The organism is Pseudomonas sp. FG13 (assembly GCF_057809755.1).
Genome location: NZ_JBMDKO010000071.1, coordinates 1 through 22,013, shown reverse-complemented (window position 1 = coordinate 22,013; position 22,013 = coordinate 1). Strand labels below are relative to the sequence as shown.

Here is a 22,013-nt window from a genome sequence, read left to right as displayed (position 1 = left end):
GCTCCAGCGGATACTCGGCCTCGGTGGCGTTGAACGCCACCAGCAGTTGCTCACGCTCCGCTGCGGGTAGAATCGGCAGATCGGCCAGCGACGACTCAGGCGCATACTCCAGCGCCCGGGCCAGACTCGCCAGCGCGGTTTCCATATAGGCACAGATCCGCGGCGCGCCGATCCCGCTCACCACCTGGACGGTGAGGCTGAAGCCTTCGCCCAGATCGTCCACCGACAGCATCAGCGGGTAGTTGGTCCGTTCTTCACCACTGAGCACCTCAATACCGCTCCAGGCAGACGGGGCCTGGTTCGCATCGGTGTGACGGTAGTTGAGCAAAGCACTGAACAGCGGCGTCGGTGCCGCTACCCCACTGCAACGCTGCGCCAGTGCCAGGGACGCATGCTCATGCCCGAGCAGCGCGGTCAAGCGGCCATGGGTCGCTCTCACGCCTGCACGGACGGCGGCCTGCCCAAGGTTCACCCGTAGCGGCAAGGTGTTGATGAACATCCCCAGGGCGCGGTCGGCGCCCTCGCCGCCCTGCATCCGGCCCATCAGCACGGTGCCGAACACCACGTCGTCCCGGCCTGATACACGGCCCAGCACCTGCGCCCAGGCCAGGTGGACCAGACTTGCCGCGCTCACACCAAGCCGGCGTGCCTGAATCCTCAGGTCATGACTCAAGCTGCTGGCGAGCGCCAACGTGGCTTCTTCGATCCCCTGTCCTGCGCCTTGCACATCGTGCAGGCCGAACGGCAACGTCGGCTCGTCCACGTCGCCAAGCATGTCGCGGAAGAAACCTTCGTGCTCCTGCCGGCTGACGCCCAGGCGCGCCTGGGCCACATAGTTGCGATAAGGCATCGCCGCCGCCAACTGCCCGGCCTGTCCGAGCAAGTGCGCCTGCATCTCATGGCGCACCACTTCCAGTGCGGTGTGATCGAGCGCCATGTGATGAAACAACAGGGTCGCTACCCAACGCTGGTGGGTTGCATCCTGAGCAAAGCGGATGCACATCAACGGCGCCTGGCGGATATCCAAGCGGTGGTGCCGCGCATCGAAGCGTGCTTGCAACTGACCGGCGATGTCACCGTCCTCATCCCGCAGCAACACTTGCTCGACGCCGAGCGACGCGTTGCGCCAGACCACTTGCACCGGCTCGTCCAAGCCCTCCCAGGCCATGGCCGTGCGCAGGATGTCGTGGCGATCGATCACGCCCTGCAAGGCCTGGGTGAAATCGTCCAGGCGTTCGCGGGTGTCGAAGGCGAACTGCGCTTGCAGCACGTAGGGGTCACCCTGTTCGGCCGCCAGGTGGTGATAGAGGATGCCCTCCTGCAACGGCGCCAACGGATAGATGTCCTGCACATTGGCCGCACCGCCCGGTACCGTCGCGACGATACGGTCAATGGCATCCTGGTCCAGCGATACCAGTGGCAGCATGGCCGGGGTGACGTGTTCACAATCCGAAGGAATCAGGTTTGCCGGGACACTCACTTCGCTGCCGCCACCGATGGCCGACGCCAGCGCAGCCAGGGTCGATTGATTGAACAGGATACGCACATCGGCACTCAGGCCGGCCTGACGCATCCGTTCGATCAGGCTGACGGCCAGCAGGGAGTGGCCGCCCAGTTCGAAGAAGTGATCGTGACGACCGACGCGCTCGACCTTGAGCAGGTCCTGCCAGATCTGCGCCAGGGCGGTTTCAACTTCGCCCCGGGGGGCTTCGTAGCCACGGGTGATCAGTGCATCGTGTTCCGGGGCCGGCAAGGCCTTGCGGTCGAGCTTGCCGTTGGGGGTCAGGGGCAGTTCATCGAGGTGCACGTAGGCCACGGGGACCATGTAGGCCGGCAGTTGCCCTTGCAGATAGCTGCGCAGAACCTCGATATCCACCGCTTCCGATTGAGTGAAATAGGCCACCAGGCGTTTGTCGCCCGGCACGTCTTCACGGGCCAGTACCACCGCTTCCTTCACCGCGTCGTGTTGAGCGAGCTTGGCTTCGATCTCACCCAGTTCGATGCGGAAACCACGGATCTTCACCTGGTCGTCGTTACGGCCCAGGTATTCGATGTTGCCGTCCGGCAGGTAGCGGCCGAGGTCGCCGGTCTTGTACATCCGGGCGTTCGGTTCACAGCTGAACGGATCCTTGAGGAAACGCTCGGCAGTGAGGTCATCACGATTGAGATAACCACGGGCGACACCGGCACCACCGATGTAGATTTCTCCTGGGACACCCAATGGCACCGGCTGCTTATGCTCATCCAGCAGGTAGAACTGGGTGTTCGCGACCGGCTTGCCGATGTGGGCAGCAAAGCCGTCTTCACGGGCCATCGACACCCAACTCGAATAGGTCGTGGTTTCCGAAGGGCCGTAGAGGTTGCACAGGCGTTTGACTGAAGTCTGTTCGAAGAGCGTTTCCACCAGACTGCGCTTGAGCGCTTCACCGGCCACGTTCACCGTGTCCACACCCTCGCCCAGCCCACCGGACTCCAACAGCGCCTTGAGCGCCGACGGCACGGTGTTGATCAGGGTGATGTCGTGCTCGCCGTGTTGCAGTTCCAGCACATTAGTGACTACCTCGATGCTGCCGCCGCTAGTCAACGGTGCAAAGCACTCGTAAACCGCGAGATCGAAGTTCAGCGAGGTCGAGAACAGGGTTTTCGACAGGGTTTGGGCATCGAACGAACGATGGGCCCAGGTGAGGAAGTTCACCGTGTTGCGGTGTTCGATCATCACGCCTTTCGGCAAACCGGTGGAACCGGAGGTGTAGATCACGTAAGCCAGATGCGCCGAGGTCAGCTCGGCAATCTCTGGATTCGAGACGGATTCGTCCTCCCAGCGCCCACTACCGAGGTCGATCACCGGCATCAAAGCACCGGCCAACAAACCAACCGTTGCCGATTGGGCCAGGACCACGGCCGGAGCGCTGTCTTCCAGCATGTAGGCAATCCGATCCGCCGGATACGCCGGATCCAGCGGCACATAACCGCCGCCCGCCTTGAGGATCGCCAGCAAGCCCACGACCATGTCGAGGCCACGCTCGACGCAGATCGCCACCCGTGAATCCGGCCGCACGCCCTGCTTGCGCAGGTAATGCGCCAAGCGGTTGGCCTGCTCATTCAGTTCGCCGTAGCTCAGACGCTGATCGCCATGCAGCACTGCAACCGCATCCGGCGTGCGCTGCACCTGTTCCTCGAACAACCCATGAATGGTCTGTTCCAGCGGATATTCAGCGTCGGTGGCGTTGAATGCCACCAGCAGTTGCTCGCGTTCCGCTTCCGGCAGAATCGGCAGATCGGCCAGGGACGACTCAGGCGCACATTCCAGCGCTTGCGCCAGACTCGCCAGCGCCGCTTCCATATAGGCACCGACCCGCTGCGCGTCGACGCCATTCACCGCCTGGACGGTGAGGCTGAAGCCTTCGCCCAGATCGTCCACCGACAGCGCCAACGGATAGTTGGTGCGCTCCTCGCCACCCAGCGCCTCAATGCCTTGCCAGCCAGAGGACGGTTGCAGTGCGAGGGGCTCCGCCATCGAATGACGATAGTTGAGCAAAGCACTGAACAATGGCGTCGGTGCAACCACGCTGCTGCAACGCTGGGCCAATGCCAGGGAAGCGTGCTCATGCCCCAGCAATCCGGTCAGCCGCGCATGCGTCGCCAATACACCATCGCGCACGCTCTGCGCCCCCACCTGCACGCCCAGCGGCAAGGTATTGATGAACATCCCCAGAGCGCGGTCGGCCCCCGCGCCCCCTTGCATCCGGCCCATCAATACGGTGCCGAACACCACCTCTTCGCGACCCGATACCCGGCCCAGCACCAGGGCCCAGGCCAAGTGGTGCAGACTCGCCGCGCTCACGCCCAACCGACGGGCCTGGCTGCGCAGACGATGGCTCAGATCGATGGCGACCTCTTGCCTGGCCTCCTCGACATCGCTGCCGTCGCCACGCACATCCTGCAAACCGAATGGCAAGGTGGGTTCGTCGATGGCACCCAGCATCTCGTGGAAGAACGCTTCGTGTTCTTCACGGCTCACACCCAGGCGGGCCTGGGCCACATAGTTGCGGTACGGCACCGCGTCGCCCAATTGGTCAGCCTGGCCCGACAAGTGTGCCTGCATTTCGTGGCGCACCACTTCCAGTGCGGTGTGATCGAGCGCCATATGGTGAAACAACAGCGTCGCTACCCAGCGTTGGTGAATTGCATCCTGGGCAAAACGGATGCACATCAACGGCGCCTGGCGGATATCCAGGTGCTGCCGGGTGTTCAACTGAACGGCAACGTCGCCGTCCTCAGACAGCAGCTCCACCTGTTCAATGCCCAGCGAGGCCTCGCGCCAGACCACTTGCACCGGCTCGTCCAAGCCCTCCCAGGCCATGGCCGTGCGCAGGATGTCGTGGCGATCGATCACGCCTTGCAAGGCCTGGGTGAAATCGTCCAGGCGTTCGCGGCTGTCGAAGGCGAACTGCGCTTGCAGCACGTAGGGGTCACCCTGTTCGGCCGCCAGGTGATGATAGAGGATGCCCTCTTGCAACGGTGCCAGCGGGTAGATGTCCTGCACATTGGCCGCGCCGCCCGGCACGGTCGCGATGATGCGGTCGATGGCGTCCTGGGACAACGTCACCAACGGCAGCATGTCGGGGGTAATGCGTTGGCAATCCGGCGCAATCAGGTTGGCCGGAACTTTTACCTCATTGCCGCCATCGTTGCCGACAGCCACCGCCAGCGCGGCCAGGGTCGGTTGGCTGAACAACACGCGCACATCGGCACTCAGGCCGACCTGGCGCATCCGCTCGATCAGGCTGACGGCCAACAGCGAGTGGCCGCCGAGTTCGAAGAAGTGATCGTGACGACCCACTTGTTGCAGACCTAGCAGGTCCTGCCAGATCTGCGCCAGGACGGTTTCGGTCTCGCCTCGGGGGGCTTCGTAGCCACGGGTGATCAGTGCATCGTGTTCCGGAGCCGGCAAGGCCTTGCGGTCGAGCTTGCCATTGGGGGTCAACGGCATGGCATCGAGGCGAACGTAGGCCACGGGAACCATGTATTCCGGTAGCTGCGCTTGGAGATGGCTGCGCAGGGTTTCGATGTCCGCTGTGTCGTTCGCCGGCGTGAAGTAGGCCACCAGGCGCTTGTCGCCCGGCACGTCTTCACGGGCCAGTACCACCGCTTCCTTCACCGCGTCGTGTTGAGCGAGCTTGGCTTCGATCTCACCCAGTTCGATGCGGAAACCACGGATCTTCACCTGGTCGTCGTTACGGCCCAGGTATTCGATGTTGCCGTCCGGCAGGTAGCGGCCGAGGTCGCCGGTCTTGTACATCCGAGCATTCGGTTCACGGCTGAACGGATCCTTGAGGAAACGTTCAGCCGTCAAGTCATCACGATTGAGATAACCCCGAGCTACACCCGCGCCGCCGATGTAAATCTCTCCCGGTACACCCAGCGGCACCGGTTGTTCATGTTCATCCAGCAAGTAGAACTGGGTGTTGGCGACCGGTTTGCCAATATGCGCGGCAAACCCATCTTCGCGAGCCATCGATACCCAGCTGGAGTACGTCGTGGTTTCCGAAGGACCGTAGAGGTTGCACAGACGCTTGACTGAAGTCTGTTCGAAGAGCGTTTCCACCAGACTCCGCTTGAGCGCTTCACCGGCCACGTTCACCGTATCCACGCCCTCGCCCAAACCACCGGATTCCAGCAACGCCTTGAGCGCCGACGGCACGGTGTTGATCAGGGTGATGTCATGCTCGCCGTGTTGCAGTTCCAGCACATTAGTGACCACTTCGATGCTGCCGCCTGACGTCAGCGGTGCGAAGCATTCGTAGACCGCCAGGTCGAAGTTCAGCGAAGTCGAGAACAGGGTTTTGGACAGGGTTTGCGTATCGAACGAACGATGGGCCCAGGTCAGGAAATTCACTGTGTTGCGGTGTTCGATCATCACGCCTTTCGGCAAACCGGTCGAACCCGAGGTGTAGATCACGTAGGCCAGATGGGACGAGGTCAGCTCAGGCACCTGCGGATTCGAGACGGACTCGTCCTGCCAGCGCCCACTACCGAGGTCGATCACCGGCATCAAAACACCGGCCAACAAACCAACCGTTGCCGATTGGGCCAGCACCACCGCCGGCGCACTGTCCTCCAGCATGTAGGCAATCCGATCCGCCGGATAGGCCGGATCCAGCGGCACATAACCGCCGCCCGCCTTGAGGATCGCCAGCAAGCCCACGACCATGTCGAGGCCACGCTCGACACAGATCGCCACCCGCGAATCCGGCCGCACGCCCTGCCCGCGCAGGTAATGCGCCAAGCGGTTGGCCTGCTCGTTCAGCTCTCGGTAGTTCAGGCGCTGCTCGCCATGCCGCACCGCCAGCGCATCCGGCGTGCGCTGCACCTGATCCTCGAACAACCCATGAACGGTCTGTTCCAGCGGATACTCGGCATCGGTGGCGTTGAAGTCCTGCAGCACTTGCCTGCGCTCGTTTTCAGACAGGATTTCCAGATCGTTGATCGCGGATTCAGGCGCACACTCCAGTGCCTCCACCAGGCTCGCCAGGGCCGTCTGCATATAGGCACCGACCTGACGCGCATCAACCCCACCGGCCGTCTGCACGCTCAGCAGGAAGCCTTCGCCCTGATCGTCCACCGACAACATGCATGGATAGTTGGTCCGCTCCATGACCTCCAACACCTGCGTACCCGCCCAGCGGTCGACACTGTCGCCGTCCTGGAGCGGGCTGTGCCGATAGTTCAGCAACGCACTGAACAGCGGTAGCGAAGCCGGCACGCCACTGCAACGCTGGGCCAAGGCCAGCGAGGCGTGTTCGTGGCCCAACAGGGCCGTCAGGCGGGCGTGGGTCGCCTTGACCCCGGCACGCACGTCCTGCCCGCCCACGTTGACCCGCAACGGCAGGGTATTGATGAACATGCCCAGGGCGCGATCCGCGCCCTCGCCGCTCTGCATGCGCCCCAGCAGTACGGTGCCGAAGACCACGTCCTCGCGACCGGACACACGCCCCAGTACCCTTGCCCACGCCAGGTGATGCAAGGCTGCCGCGCTCACGCCCAGTTGGCGCGCCTGCTGCCGCAGACGCCGGCAAAGATCTGGATCGAGGTTCAGCTTGACCTCTTCGATACCCCGGCCATCCCCCTGGACTTCCCGCAGGCCGAACGGCAGCGTCGGCTCGTCGACATCAGCGAGCATGTCGCGGAAGAAGCGCTCATGCTGCTCACGCGGCACACCCAACAGCGTTTGCGCCACGTAATTGCGATAAGGCATGGCCGCTTCCAGGCGGTCGCCCTCACCATTGAGGAACGCCAGCATTTCCTCCTGCATCACGTCCAGGGCGGTATGGTCCAGGGCGATGTGGTGGAACAGCAGAACCGCGACCCAGCGCTGGTGCACACTGTCCCAGGCGCAGGCCAGGCGCATCAATGGCGCCTTGTCGAGGTCCAGCCGGCAATGGCGCGGATCGAACAACCCTTGCAACTGCGCCGCGATATCGCCCCTGGCCGGATCGAGGGCCTGCTCTTCGAGCGTCAACCGGCTCTGGCGCAGAACCACCTGCAACGGCGCCTCAAGACCTTCGCGCAGCAGCGCGGTCCGGAGGATATCGTGCCGGTCGATTACGGCCTGCAAGGCCGTGACGAAGCCGTCGAGTTGAGCACGGCTGTCCATGGCGAAGGTGGCTTGCAGCAGGTAGGGGTCGCCTTCTTCGGCGGCGATATGGTGATAGAGAATGCCTTCCTGCAACGGCGCCAGCGGGTAGATGTCCTGGACATTGCCGACACCGCCCGGTACACCGGCGACGATCCGATCGAGGGTAGCCTGGTCCAGCGTCACCAGCGGCAGCATCGACGGAGTGATCCGTTCGCACCCCGCAGCAATGCCGTTGGCCGGCACGCTCACCTCGGTACGACCGCCCACTGCCGCCGCCAGGGCAGCCAAGGTAGGTTGACCGAACAGCACCCGCACATCGGCGCTCAGCCCAGCCTTGCGCATCAGTTCGATCAGTTTTACCGCCAGCAGCGAATGGCCGCCCAGTTCGAAGAAATGATCGTGTCGCCCCACCTGCCCGACACCGAGCACGTCAGCCCACAACCCCGCCAGCGTGGTTTCCACCTCGCCCAGTGGCGCTTCATAGGCACGGCTGGCGAAGGCGTCCGCTTCCGGGGCCGGCAGCGCGCGGCGGTCGAGTTTGCCGTTGGGCGACAAGGGCAGTTTGTCCAGGCGCACGTAGGCCGCCGGAACCATGTAGTCCGGCAGCAGCGCCTGCAAGTGCGCGCGCAGTGCATCGGCCTCCGGCGCCGCATCCTCCACCTGGGCGGTGATGTAGGCCACCAGGCGTTTCTCGCCGGGTTGGTCTTCACGGGCGACAACAACCGCCTCCTTGACTTCGCCGTGTTGGCAGAGCCGGGACTCGATCTCACCCAGCTCGACACGGAAGCCACGGATTTTGATCTGATCGTCGTTGCGTCCCAGGTACTCGATATGACCATCGGGCAAGTAGCGGCCCAGGTCACCGGTCTTGTACAGGCGAGCCTGTTTATCGGCCGCGAACGGATCGCGGACGAAGCGCTCGGCAGTCAAGTCATCGCGGTTCAGGTAGCCACGGGCAACGCAGATGCCGCCGATGTGTATCTCGCCGGCCACACCGACCGGAACCGGTTGCTGCTGTGCGTCCAACAGATAGACACGGGTGTTGGCCACCGGTTGCCCGATGGCCGGCAGCGTCGGCCAGGCGGCGACATCGTCCGGCAACGTCAGGGCGGTGGCGACGTGGGACTCGGTCGGCCCATAGTGGTTGTGCAAGCGGCAGCCGTCCAGGCGCTCGAACAATGCACGGATCTGTGGCGTGATGCGCAACTGTTCGCCGGCGGTGATGACGTCTTTCAAGTCGCAGGTCAGCGGCGTGCCTTCACGCTCGCCGGCAACCGCTTCGGCCAGGGCCTGCAGGGCGATGCACGGCAGGTACAGGCGTTCGATGCGCTGTTGGCAGATGTGTTCGAACAGGCGGTGGAAATTCAGGCGGATGTCGGCATGGATCAGCGACAGCTCGCCGCCGGCACACAAGGTGCTGAAGACTTCCTGGAACGCCACGTCGAAGCCGAGCGCGGCAAACTGCAAGGTGCGCGCAGCGGACCGTCCCTGCTGCGCGGCTTGGTCGATCTGCCACTGCATCAGGTTGACCAGGGCGCGGTGCGGCATCGCCACGCCCTTGGGCTGGCCGGTGGAGCCCGAGGTGTAGATGACATACGCCAGGCTGTCGGGGTTGAGGCCGATCACCTGTGCGTCCGGGTTGGTGGACGGCTGGCGGTCGATGCCGGCGGCGTCGCGGTCCTCACCGTCGAGCAGCAAGGCTGGCACGCCCGCCGTGGGGAAGCGCTCTTGCAGGCTGCGCTGGGTCAGCAGCACCTTCGGTGCGCTGTCCTCCAGCATGTAGACCAGGCGCTCGGCCGGGTAAGCAGGATCCAGCGGCACATAGCCCGCCCCGGCCTTGAGGATACCCACCAGCCCCGCGACCATTTCCAGGCTGCGCTCCACGCAGATCGCCACCCGGTCGTCGGCACGGACACCCAACTCGATCAAGCGATGGGCGATCTGGTTGGACAGCCGATTCAGTTCGTCGTAGCTCAGGCGCTGCCCCTGATACGTCAGCGCAACGGCTTCCGGATCAGCCTCGGCATGGGCCTCGAACAGTTGATGGAGCAGCAACCCCGACGGGTACTCCGCATCGAAGGCGTTGAAATCGTGCAACAACTGCTGGCGTTCGTTGGCGGGGACAAAGGCCAGCGTGTGCAGCGGGGTGTTGCCATCCTGGTCGAGGGCATCGGCCAATGCTTCGAGCACGGTGTGCACGTAGCCGCAAACCCGCTGCGCACCGATCCCGGCCACGGCTTGCACGGTCAGTCCAAACGAATCACCGAGATCATCCACCGACAGCGACAGCGGGTAGTTGGTCCGTTCTTCGCCGCCGAGAATTTCCGCTCCGGCCCAGATTCTGGCGTGGCCCGCATCCTCGCTCGCCTGTGCCGCCACGGCGGTCTGCCGATAGTTCATCAGCGCACTGAACAGCGGCGCCGGCGCCGCAACGCCACTGCACCGTTGTGCCAACGACAACGGCGCATGTTCGTGGCCCAGCAGCGCCGCCAGGCGGCCGTGGGTCGCCTGCAGCGCGGCCAACACACCCTGGTTCCCCGCCTCGACCCGCAACGGCAGGGTGTTGACGAACATGCCCAAGGCATGTCCGGCCTCCTGTCCGCTGTGTAACCGGCCCATCAATACGGTGCCGAATACCACGTCCTGACGGCTGGACAAGCGCCCCACCACCTGGCCCCAGGCCAAGTGGTGCAGGCTGGCAGTGCTCACCCCCAGGCGCCGGGCCTGGGCACGCAGACGCCGGGCCAGCCCGACCTCCAGCGCCAGCGTCGCCTCTTCGATGCCGCTGCCGTCGCCCTGCACATCCTGCAGGCCGAACGGCAGGGTCGGCTCGTCCACGTCGCCGAGCATCTCGCTGAAGAACGCCTCATGTTGCTCGGGATGATTGTCCAGGCGGACCTGAGCCACGTAGTTGCGGTAAGGCACCGACACCGGCAGCTCCGTCGCACGACCTTGCAGGTACGCATCGATTTCCTTGCCCAGCATGCCGAGGGAGGTCGCGTCATCAATCAGGTGATGGAACAGCAACACCGCCACCCAGCTGCCGCTGACGGCATCTTCGGCAAAATGAATACGCATCATCGGCGCCTGGCGCAGATCGAAGCGGGTATGGCGCGGGTCGAAACGGACCTGCAACTGGTCGGCGATGTCGCCTTCGGCCGGGTCCAGGACCAGCTCTTCGACCCTCAGGCGCGCCTCGCGCCAAACCACCTGTACCGGTTCACCGAGCCCTTCCCACGCCACCGAGGTGCGCAGGATGTCGTGCCGGGCGATGACCGCCTGCAAGGCTTGCGCGAACGCGTCCAGCTGCTGGCGGGTGCCGAAGCGCAATAGGGCCTGCAACAGGTACGGGTCACCTTCGCTGGTCGCCAGGTGGTGATAGAGAATGCCTTCCTGCAACGGCACCAGGCCGTAGATATCCTGCACATTGTCCAGGCCGCCCGGCACGGTTGCGACAATACGATCGATTTCGTCCTGGGTCAGGGTCGCCAGGGGCAGCATGTCCGGGGTGATGCGCTCGACGTCGCGGGGAATCCGGTTCTCCGGCACCCGCACGCCGCCGCTGTTACTGGTCGCAGCAGCCAGGGTCTCCAGCGTCGGCTGGCCGAACAACACGCCCACGTCGGCGTTCAGATCCAACTGGCGCATGCGTTCGATCAGCTTGACCGCCAGCAGCGAGTGGCCGCCCAGTTCGAAGAAACGGTCATGACGACCCACCTGCTCGACGCCAAGCAGCTCGGCCCACAGCGCAGCCAGGGTGATTTCCACATGGCCCACCGGCGCTTCATAGCTGCGTCGGGCAAACGCCTGCGAATCGGGTGCCGGCAGCGCCTTGCGGTCGAGCTTGCCGTTGGTGGTCAGCGGGAAGGCTTCGAGCATCACGAAGGCGCTCGGCACCATGTAGTCCGCCAGCGAGCCCAGCAGCTCACTGCGCAACTCGCCAGCAGACACGCGGGCGCCGTCTTCGGCAAGCACATAGGCCACCAGGCGCTTGTCCCCCGGCTCGTCTTCCCGGGCGATCACCACGGCCTCGCGCACTTTCGTGCAGGCCGCCAGCCTCGCTTCGATTTCACCCAGTTCGATACGGAAGCCGCGAATTTTCACCTGCTCATCGTTGCGCCCCAGGTATTGCAGTTCACCGTTGTGCAGCCAACGACCGAGGTCGCCGGTACGGTACATCCGCGCGTTCGCATCGGTGTCGAACGGATCGGGCAGGAACCGCGTTTCATTGAGCTCCGGCCGGTTCAGGTAGCCTCGCGCCACACCGGCGCCCCCTACGTACAACTCGCCCTCCACGCCCTTGGGCACCGGCTTGCCATACTTGTCCAGCAAGTACAGGCGCAAATCGGGAATCCGCTTGCCGATCGGGCTGACACCGATCAACTGGGCATCGGCCGCTTGCAACGCACGATAGGTCACATGCACCGTGGTTTCGGTGATGCCGTACATGTTCACCAGTTGCGTGCCGGCATTGGTTGCCCGGGCGTACCACGGCTTGAGGATGCCGGTTTCCAAGGCCTCGCCACCGAAGATCACCTGGCGCAGGCTGTGGTTCAGGTCACTTTCACCCTGGGCCGCGATCAACTGGCGGAACGCGCTCGGCGTCTGGTTCAACACCGTGACACCGGCCTCGCACAACAGCGCATAGCAGTCCTGCGGCGAACGGCTGACCAACTGCGGCACCACCAGCAGACGACCGCCGTGGGTCAGCGCGCCCCAGATTTCCCAGACCGAGAAGTCGAAGGCGAAGGAATGGAACAGCGCCCAGACATCCTGCGGGCCGAAATCGAACCACGGTTGCGTGGCCGAGAACAGCCGCGCAACGTTGCGGTGCTCGACCATCACCCCTTTGGGCAAGCCGGTCGAGCCCGAGGTGTAGATCACGTAGGCCAGGTGATGGGATGCCAGGGTGCCGATATTCGGATCATGCCGTGGTTGCTCGGCAAAACCTGCGGCTTCTGGCTGATCGAGCAGCAGCACCGGGACAGCCGGCGCAGGCACTCGGTCTTGCAACGCAGCTTGGGTCAGCAACGCCACCGGCGAGCTGTCCTCGAGCATGAAGGCCAGACGGTCCAGGGGATAGGCCGGATCCAGCGGCACATAGCCGGCACCGGACTTCAGGATGCCCAGCAGGCCGATGATCATGTCCAGGCCACGCTCGACGCAGATTGCAACCCGGTCATCCGGGAACACACCCAGGGCCAGCAGCCGATGGGCGACCTGGTTCGCCCGGGTATTCAGTTCGCCGTAGGTCAGGCTCTGGCCTTCATGGACCACCGCCACCGCGCCAGGCCGCGCGGCGGCCCGCGCTTCGAACAGACCATGGATCGTGCGGTCGTGCTCATACCGCTGCGCATCGCTCGTGTTCCAGACCTGGAGCAGACGGGCCTCAGCCGGTGTCGGCAGGACAAAGTCCTGGATCGGCAGCGTATCGTCACTCAGTCCTTGCTCCAGCACGTGGACGAAGCGCTCGGCCATTGCCTCGATTTCGTCGGCCTGCAGAAACGCCTGGTTGTAGATCCAGTGCACCCAGGCATTTTTTTCGTTGGGGTTGGTCCGGAAATGAATCGCCAGGGGCATCTGCTCCTGACCGTTGGAACTCTTCACCGAGTAGGCCGTGGCGTCGCCGAACCGGTATAGATAGTTCTCTTCCTCGTAGGAGAACGACACATCGAACAGCTGGGCACGATTGTCACGCCGCAGCTCCAAGGAGCGGTGAATGTCGCTTAACGGAAACCGCTGATAGCGATAGTCCTGCTTGAGCGCGCGCGCCACCTCTTGGATCAACTCGCCGAACGACAGGTCATCGGCGAATCTCAAGCGCATGGCACTGACCTGGGTGAACAACCCCACGGTTTGCTTGAAGGTCGGATTGGAGCGATTGAGGATCGGCAGGCCCACCACCAACTCGTCGCGCTGGGTGGTGCGGACAAAGTACACGTACAGCGTCGCCAGCAGCACCGGGAAACGCGAGACCTGATGGGGCAGCGCCAGGGCGTCGATCCGCTCGTTCAGCGTCTGTGGGAAAGACGTCATGGCATGAGCGCTGGGCACCACGGGCTCGACAAAGCGATCACGGTAACGGGCAGTGAACAATGGATCCGGCACATCCCGGTATTTATCGAGCCAGTAGGCCTGGTCCCGCTGGAAACGGTCCGATTCGTGGTAACGGGCGTCATCCTCGATGAACCCTGCATAGGATGGAGCCGACAGGTCAGGTTCGCGGTTTTCTTCCAGCGCGTTGTACAGGTCACTGAGGGACGCGAGCATCAGGTTGATGCCCCAGCCGTCCTGGATAATGTGGTGCAGGTTGACGACGAAATAGAACGAAGCGTCATCGAGCTTGATCAGGTAGAAGCGGAACAGCGGCCCCTTATCGAGCTCAAATGCCACTTCCAGCCCCTGTTGTACCCAGGTCTGGGCCGCAGTCTGCGGTTCGGGGCGATTGGAGAAATCGATCAGCGGGACCCGCACCTCCAGCGACTCCACCAGGGTCTGCATGGGCACGCCGTCGCCACCGACGTCGCAGTGCAGGACCGTGCGCAAGGCATCGTGCTTGCGGACCAACAGCTCGACGGCCCGCTGGATACGTTCAGGGTCGACAGCACCCCGGATGTGAAGGTAGCCGCCCATGGTGTACAGGGGTGAATCGCCCTTGGTCATCTGGTCCAGCCAGATGTCCCGCTGGGACGCCGTCAGCGGATAGGTCGCAGCAAGATCCAGGGGCTGGTTCATACGCGGCCTCCTGTCACTTGCACTCCGGCAGGCTCTGGATGACGGCTGGCCGAAAGGCCCGTTGCGATAACAACGCCCACAGCAAAGAAAAATGTCATACGTTCCTTCTCAGATATTTGTCAGTGCTGCCCGGGGCAAACGCAACAGGGCACGCCTGGAGTTGATGATGCAGATCCGCGCAGACAGCCAGCGCCACCCGGCAGGAGGTTCACTGCTGTCGGGTGGGTTCGATGTCAGGCGTCTTTCATGGGTTGGCGGAGATGTTGTCGCGACAACATCGCCAGCCGGACGGTGCGGTCAGAACAGCCATTCAGGCGCGCTTGTCGCGAATGGCGCAGTTGATATCGGAGGCAATGTGCCCGTCCGCCAGCTTGATGATCCGGTCGGCCAGCTGGAAGTACTGGTCGTCATGGGTAATGATCAGCACCGTCTTGCCGCGCCGCTTGAGGTCGGGCAGCAACTCTTCGTAGAAGAATTTCTTGAACGGCGGATCCTGGTCGGCCGCCCATTCATCGAGCACGTACACCGGCCGGTCTTCCATGTAGGCGCATACCAGGGCCAGGCGTTTCTGCTGTCCGTAAGACAACGCCTTGAGGGTCGAATAACCCAGCCCTTCGATCTTGATCTTGTCGGCCAACCCGAGGGTTTCCAGGTATTTGCTCGCCAGGTCCGGGTTGCCCTCCTCTTCGTCGGGGCCGATGAGGCGATTGAACAGATGAAAGTCCGAGAACACTGCGGAAAACAGATCACGGTATTCACTGCGGCTCTCGTCAGTGATCGCCACGCCGTCGAGCAGCACCTCGCCGCTTTGCGGGATGTAGAGCCCGCACAACACCTTGGCCAGGGTGCTTTTGCCGCAACCGTTGCCGCCAACGATGTAGATCAGTTCACCCGCCTGTACCGTCAGGTCGATGGGTCCCAGGGAGAAACCGCTTCCGGCATGCGGGTCCTGGTAATGCATCCGCACGCCCTTCAACTCGATGCTGTCCCAGGTCTTCTTGTGCTCGAGCAGATGCACCTTCGGCGCTTCGACTGCTACGGGTTCGGGATGCGGATCATTGATCGCGAAACCGAACTCCGCCAGCCGGGTACAGGCGACCCGGCCCGCCGCCAGCACCGGCATCGCCCCCACCAACAGCGACAGCGGCCCCATGATGTAGAGCACCGCCAGCACACTGGCGGTCATCACCTTGGGATCGACCGTGCTGACCAGCGGCGCGGCGAACAACAGGCAACCAATCAGCAACGACAGGGTGAACTGGCCCACGTTGTCGGCGGCGGTGTACCACAGGCGCTCGACGAAGTTGTAGCGCGCCACCCGGGTCGAAGACGCCTCGATAGCGGAGCGGCCAAACCAGCGACGACGGATGCCGTTAAGCTTGAGTTCCTTGAGGCCGAACACCAGGGCGTGAGTGTATTCGTTGAACGCGGTGAACTCGTCCCGAACCCGATTGGTGGACCTAACGCCGCTGGCGAAGAAGAACAGGTACAAGCCCACGCCCAGGATCATCAGCGAAACCGTCAAGGCCAGGACCACCCATGACAGGTACGCCAGGTAAGCGATACCGAACAAGAACACCGTCGCTTCCACCAGCACCGTGGGCATGACGATCAGCGTCGTGTTCAATTGCGGGATGTCGTTGGTCAGCATGGTCAGTACGTTGGGCGGGCCGCGCCGGTCCACCTCTTCCAGCGGCGTGGCGAGGATCTTGCGACACAGGGCGATGCGCAACCGGGTCATGATCCGCATGCTGGCGTAGGCCGGGAACAGCGCAGCACCGTTGCGCAGGATCAGCGCTATGGCACTGAGCCCGACGAACCAGTACAGCGCCTGCATGCGATCGCCAGCATTGTGGATCGCCTGGTTGATCACACTCACCACCGCGATGGATGCGACCCCGCTGATGACACCACAAATCAAGGTGAAAAACGTCAGCCAGGGGTGGTTGCGCCACAGCAGGCGCATGACCGACCCCGGCTTGGGTTTCTTCTCTTTCTGGTTTTTCATGGGTTGCTATCCTCGAATGAACTCGCGATATGGCTCAGGCCGGCTGCCAGACGTCGCCCCGGGCGGTCATCTCGCCCATCGCCACGACAATGAGGCGCGGCTCCTCGTAAGGATCACGGGCATGGGCGGCCAGCATGTTGTCGAGCATGACCACGTCGCCCTTGCGCCAGTCGAACCTGACGGCACAGGCCTCATAGGCGTCGCCGACCAGGGTCATGACCTCGTCTTCAATCGGTGTTCCATCGCCGTAGCTGACCATGCGCGGCAAACGGTCCGCGCCGAACATGTCGAGCAGGTCTTCGCGCATTTCCTCGCCGAGGCAGAACGGATGGTGCAGCTGTACCTGGTTGAAGAACGCCGCCTCGCCGGTTTGCGGATGCCGGATCACCGCCGGACAGAGGGTGCGCACTTGCAGGCTGTCGCCGTCGAGCCATTCGAAATCGGTGCCCTGCTCCTGGCAACGCCGTTCGACTTCGCCGCGGTCGGTGGTGCCGAAGAACGACTCCCAGCTCGGTTCGACGCCAGCGGTAAAGGTGCGGCTGTACATCAGCCCTTTTTGGGCGAAGCGAGCCACCACGTCTTCGGGCAGGTGCCGTAGCACTTGTCGGATGTCCGCCAGCGGCGTCGCACCACCAACCCGGGAAGGCTGTTCGCAATAGAACCACTGCTTGCGTGGCCAGCTTTCCAGGTGCGAGCTCTCGTTGTGGTAGAGGATCATTTCCCGTTCGGGATAGGGCGTGGAGCGGTAGACGTTACGTCCGCCCTCCTTCTTCGGCAGGTCGCCGTAGCTGCCGTGCAACCCAGGAGACAAGGCTTCGGCAAACGCTTCGAAGGCCGGCACCGAGGCGAGCTCGAAACCACGAAACAGCACCGCGCCATGGCGACACAGCAAGGCCTCGATGGCCTCGCGATGGGTGCCGGCCCATTCCGATGGATCCAGGCCAGGGGCGATCGCTTCGATCACCACGGGCAGGCTCAGGCCGTCGGCGAGCAGCGACAATCGAACCTGCCCATCGACTGGCTGACCGGGCCAGGAAAGCGAATCCGCCGTCCCGTCATCGCTCATCACGGGCGAAGCGTTAGTTTGAAGACTCATGAATAACTCCTGAACCACGGATCCTCGGATCCACGTCGTACGGGGCAAAACCAATGCGCCCCACTGTCGGGCAAGGATAAAAACACTGATCCACGGTGATGTCTGGCACCGCAAACCGGGACAGACCCAACACCCCCGGTTACACCACCGGTGTCGACGCTCATCCCAAAGCGGCTTGTCCCCATTTCCCGCGACAGACGCCGGCATGAGTCGGTGCTGAAATGCGGCAGCTGCGAATCGCACAGGCGCATTAAACGATCCCGTGGGCCGCAGTGACGTCTCGAGTGCAACGGTTTTCGCAAATGCGCAAATACGCTGCACCTGGCAATTAACAGGAGCGTTAGTCATGCCGATTAAGAACACTGGCGGATCGGTCAACCCCGCGCCAGCCCCCCTCACGCCCGGTGCATTCCTGCATGAAATCTTTACCGCCCGGGCCCGTGAATTTCCCGAGCGAACGGCCGTCTCCGACGCCACTCGCGCGTTGAGTTATGCGCAACTCGATGCGGCCTCGTCGCAATTGGCAGCGCGTCTTCGCCAGGAAGGCGTCAAGGACGGCATGCTGGTCGGGATGAGCCTGAAGCGCAGCGTCGACCTGGTCGTCAGCCTGCTGGGCATCCTCAAGGCCGGCGGCGCCTATGTCCCGGTCGACCCGCAATACCCCGGCAAGCGCGTCGAACACATCGTGCGCGACAGCGGCCTGAGCCTGATGATCGGCGAGCCCGCCGACCTGGCGCAAAGCCCGTCCGTGCGCGTCCTGCCCCTGGCCGATCTGCTGGCCGGCCCGGCACTGGAACCGATTGGCGAGGTCGACCGTCGCAACCCCGACCAGGCGCCGGCCTACGTCATCTACACCTCTGGCTCCACCGGTGAGCCCAAGGGTGTGCTGGTGGCCCACGCGAACGTCAGCCGCCTGTTGGAAAGCACTCAACGTGAATACGCTTTCAACGAGCACGACGTCTGGTCGATGTTCCACTCCATCGGCTTCGATTTTTCGGTCTGGGAGATCTGGGGCGCGCTGGCCCACGGTGGCCACGTGGCCGTCGTGCCTTACGATGTGTCGCGCTCGCCAACCGCCACCCGTCAATGGCTGGTCGATCTGGGCGTGACCGTCCTGAGCCAGACCCCATCGGCCTTCCGTGGCCTCGAAGAAGCGGACCGCCAGGCCAAGGCGCCATTGGCGCTGCGCTACGTGGTCTTCGGCGGCGAGGCGCTGCCGGCCACGGTATTGCGCCCTTGGGTCGAACGCCATGGCGACCGGAAGCCTGCGCTGATCAACATGTACGGCATCACCGAAGCCACGGTGCACACCACCTTCAAGCGCGTGCTGGGCCAGGACCTGGAAAGCGCGGCCATGGTCTCGATCGGTGCCCCGCTGGATGGCTGGCGCCTGAACCTGCTCGATGCTGATCAACAACCCGTACCCCAGGGCACCGCCGGTGAGTTGTACATCGAAGGCGCCGGTGTGGCGCTGGGTTACCTGAACCGCCCGGCCCTCAACAGCGAGCGCTTCGTGCAACTGCCAGGGACGTCAAGCCGCGCCTATCGCACCGGCGACCTGGTGGTATTGGGCGATGACGGCGAGTACCGCTACGCCGGTCGTTGCGACGAGCAACTGAAGATCCGCGGTTTCCGCATCGAGCCCGGCGAGGTCGAAGCCTGCCTGCAAACCAGCCCCGCCGTGGCCGCCGCCCATGTGGCCGGTCACGACTACGGCGACGGCGACTGGCGCCTGGTCGCCTACGTGGTACCGGCCCAGGGCGTGAAGGCCTGGACCGAACAGACCCGCAGCGAAGTCGCCGCGCTGGTGGCCGCCAACCTGCCGGACTACATGCGTCCGTCGGCCTACATCGTCCTGGCGCAATTGCCAGTCACCGACCACGGCAAGATCGACAAGCAACGCCTGCCCTCGCCCGAATCCGTAGAAGCCACCGTGCAACACACGGCCGACGACCTTACCGAGCAGGAGCAGTTCGTGCTCAAGGTCTGGTCGCAGGATATCGGTCTGAAGAACATCGGCCTGAACGATGACTTCTTCGACTTTGGCGGTACCTCCCTGGCACTGATTCGCTCCCTGAGCACCTTCAAGGCCCACTACAAGGTCAACCTGGACCCCGGTGTGCTGGCCAACGGTGCGACCGCCAAAGTATTGGCCGACTGCATCCAGCGCTCCCTTGTCCAAGCCCATTGACCGAAAAGGAACAGCCCATGAGCAAGAAATTCGCCTTGACCCCGGAAGAACGCGCGTCCTTCGAGAAGAACGGTTTTATCGGTCCTTTTGACGCCTATACCCCCGAAGAAATGAAAGAAACCTGGAAACGCACCCGTCTGCGCCTGCTCGACCGCAGTGCCGCGGCCTACCAGGACCTGGATGCGATTTCCGCCGGCACCAACATCGCCAACTATGATCGCCACCTGGACGACGAATTCCTCGCCAGCCACATCTGCCGTCCGCAGATCTGCGACCGCGTCGAAAGCATCCTCGGTCCGGATGTACTCTGCTGGCGCACCGAGTTCTTCCCCAAATACCCAGGTGACGAAGGCACCGACTGGCACCAGGCCGACACCTTCGCCAACGCCTCGGGCAAGCCACAGATCCTGTGGCCGGAGAATGAAGACTTCGGCGGCACCATCACCGTCTGGACCGCGTTCACCGACGCCAACATCGCCAATGGTTGCCTGCAGTTCATTCCTGGCACCCAGAACAGCATGAACTACGACGAAACCAAACGTATGGCCTACGATCCCGATGCCAACAACAGCTCGGTGGTCAAAGATGGCGTGCGCCGTGGTTTCTTCGGCTACGACTATCGCCAGTTGCAGATCGACGAGGACTTCAAGCCTGACGAATCCGCCGCCGTGCCGATGCAGATGAAGGCCGGCCAGTTCATCATTTTCTGGTCGACCCTGATGCACGCCTCCTACCCCCACAGCGGCGAGTCCCAGGACATGCGCATGGGCTTCGCCTCACGCTATGTCCCGTCCTTCGTGAAGATCTACCCGGACTCCGAGCACATCGAGGAGTACGGCGGTCGCATCAGCCTCGAGAAATACGGCGCGGTCCAGGTGATCGGGGACAAGACCCCGGAATACAACCGCCTTGTCACCCATACCACCCGAGGCAAGAAATTCGAAGCGGTCTGATTTTTCAGTGCCATAAGACAGTGGCATGCGTAACGTGCCTGACAGGAGTCCCCCAATCCATGACTATTTCCACTGACGCAGCGACGCGCCTGTGCGAGACCGTGAGGATGCTTAGGCACCTTGCCATCCATCTGCCCGATCCCATTTGCCTGAGCTTTCTCGCTCAGGCAAATGAGCCGCCACCCGACCAGGCCTCCCCCAGCGTGAGAGCCACGGAACGGGCGGTCAGCGCCACCTTCGCACGCATCGGTGTCAAAGCCGTGCAGTACGTGCACGATGGCGAGGCGCAGCTGTCTTCCTTCGAGATGTTTATCAGCAAGAAAATCTGCCAGGCGCTGGATTTTTCCTATGACCACTTCGACGAGTTCGAAAGCGTCAGGGAATTCGGGCGCCTGGTCAGACACTTCGATTTCAGTGGTTCGGTGCCCGAGGTTGAAACGGTGCACCTGATCACCCGCGACAACGTTGCGTTGTCGGTGCATGCCAGCACGGATCAGAACCGCCCGGCGATCGTCCTGGCATTGCCCTGCGGCATGCCGTTCGACCTGTGTCGCGACTGGTTCAACGCCCTGAGCGAGCGATTCTTCGTGGTCACCTGGGAAACCCGGGGGCTGTTCGGTTCCTGTACCTCGTTCGACCAGCTCTCCGTGGACACCGATGCCCAGGTCGGCGACCTGATCAACGTGATGAACCACTACGAGCTACCCAATGCGCACTTGATGGGGATTTGCGGCGGCGCGGTGATCGCGTTGAGCGCGGCCGCCATCCATCCTGAGCGGGTAAACTCCCTGAGCCTGTGGCACGGCGACTACAACTTGGGCGACAACAGCCTGCGCACCGCCCATCAGCAGAATTTCGAATGGCTGATGGAGTCGGCCGCCGTCGACCGCAACGAAGCCAGCGACTTGCAGGCGTTATTCCTGGACCAGGCGACACTGGCGACCATCCCGGACTCGATCGCCCATGCGGCGCTCTATCCCTATGTCAACGAGGAGCTGTTCTACCGTTATGCGCGGCTCAACGATGCGTTGAACAAGACCGAACTGCAGTCACGGTTGGGGCAGATCAGCGTACCGACGCTGGTGGTCGCCGGCGACGCCGACGAAACCACCCACATCGGCGGCTCCCAGCGCATTGCCGAGTCCATCAGCGACGCACTGCTGCACGTGGAGAGCAACGGCAGTCACCTGGCATTCTTCGAGTCGACCCATCACTCGAAACAGACCGCCTTCCGCTTCCTTGAATCGACCCTGGAATCGGTCGCCGTCTGAGCTGCAAGACAGAGGCCTGCCCTGATGCCAGTCAGTCAAGGCTCAAACCTGTGGGAGCAAAGCTCGCTCGCGACTACGGTACGTCAGTCAGCAACAATCTTGACTGGTCTGCCGCTATCG

Annotated in this window: 6 protein-coding genes; 3 read left to right on the top strand and 3 right to left on the bottom strand. The window is 63.2% G+C overall.

Going from position 1 to position 22,013, the window contains the following annotated elements; translation table 11 throughout:
* From ACODTO_RS27955 to ACODTO_RS27945, 3 genes are all read right to left on the bottom strand, one after another.
* A partial coding sequence (locus ACODTO_RS27955) for an amino acid adenylation domain-containing protein (RefSeq protein WP_489107377.1) occupies positions 1-14,374 on the bottom strand: 14,374 nt, incomplete at its 3' end.
* Between the two features lie 310 nt (positions 14,375-14,684).
* On the bottom strand, positions 14,685-16,382 hold the full coding sequence (locus ACODTO_RS27950) for a cyclic peptide export ABC transporter (RefSeq protein ID WP_489107376.1): 1,698 nt from the start codon (positions 16,380-16,382) through the stop codon (positions 14,685-14,687).
* Positions 16,383-16,416: 34 nt separating this feature from the next.
* Positions 16,417-17,478 carry a TauD/TfdA family dioxygenase gene (locus ACODTO_RS27945; RefSeq protein WP_139650323.1) on the bottom strand — a complete coding sequence of 354 codons (1,062 nt, stop codon included), beginning with the start codon at positions 17,476-17,478 and terminating at the stop codon, positions 16,417-16,419.
* Positions 17,479-17,824: 346 nt separating this feature from the next.
* Between ACODTO_RS27945 and syrB1 the strand changes: the two genes are divergently transcribed.
* From syrB1 to ACODTO_RS27930, 3 genes are read left to right on the top strand one after another with little or no spacing between them, the layout of a single operon-like run.
* A complete protein-coding gene (syrB1, locus tag ACODTO_RS27940) occupies positions 17,825-19,669 on the top strand; it encodes a syringomycin E biosynthesis L-threonine--[L-threonyl-carrier protein] ligase SyrB1 (protein WP_489107375.1) in 1,845 nt (614 codons plus the stop codon).
* 17 nt (positions 19,670-19,686) lie between these two features.
* A complete protein-coding gene (syrB2, locus tag ACODTO_RS27935) occupies positions 19,687-20,622 on the top strand; it encodes a syringomycin E biosynthesis L-threonyl-[L-threonyl-carrier protein] 4-chlorinase SyrB2 (protein ID WP_139650325.1) in 936 nt (311 codons plus the stop codon).
* A gap of 59 nt (positions 20,623-20,681) precedes the next feature.
* Positions 20,682-21,893: an alpha/beta fold hydrolase gene (locus ACODTO_RS27930; protein ID WP_139650326.1), complete on the top strand. Its 1,212-nt coding sequence runs from the start codon at positions 20,682-20,684 to the stop codon at positions 21,891-21,893.
* Positions 21,894-22,013 lie beyond the last annotated feature (120 nt).

Coding starts and splice junctions, on each gene's coding strand:
- syrB1 (WP_489107375.1), top strand. CDS start 17,825: ATGCCGATTAAGAACACTGGCGGATCGGTCAACCCCGCGCCAGCCCCC.
- syrB2 (WP_139650325.1), top strand. CDS start 19,687: ATGAGCAAGAAATTCGCCTTGACCCCGGAAGAACGCGCGTCCTTCGAG.
- ACODTO_RS27930 (WP_139650326.1), top strand. CDS start 20,682: ATGACTATTTCCACTGACGCAGCGACGCGCCTGTGCGAGACCGTGAGG.
- ACODTO_RS27950 (WP_489107376.1), bottom strand. CDS start 16,382: ATGAAAAACCAGAAAGAGAAGAAACCCAAGCCGGGGTCGGTCATGCGC.
- ACODTO_RS27945 (WP_139650323.1), bottom strand. CDS start 17,478: ATGAGTCTTCAAACTAACGCTTCGCCCGTGATGAGCGATGACGGGACG.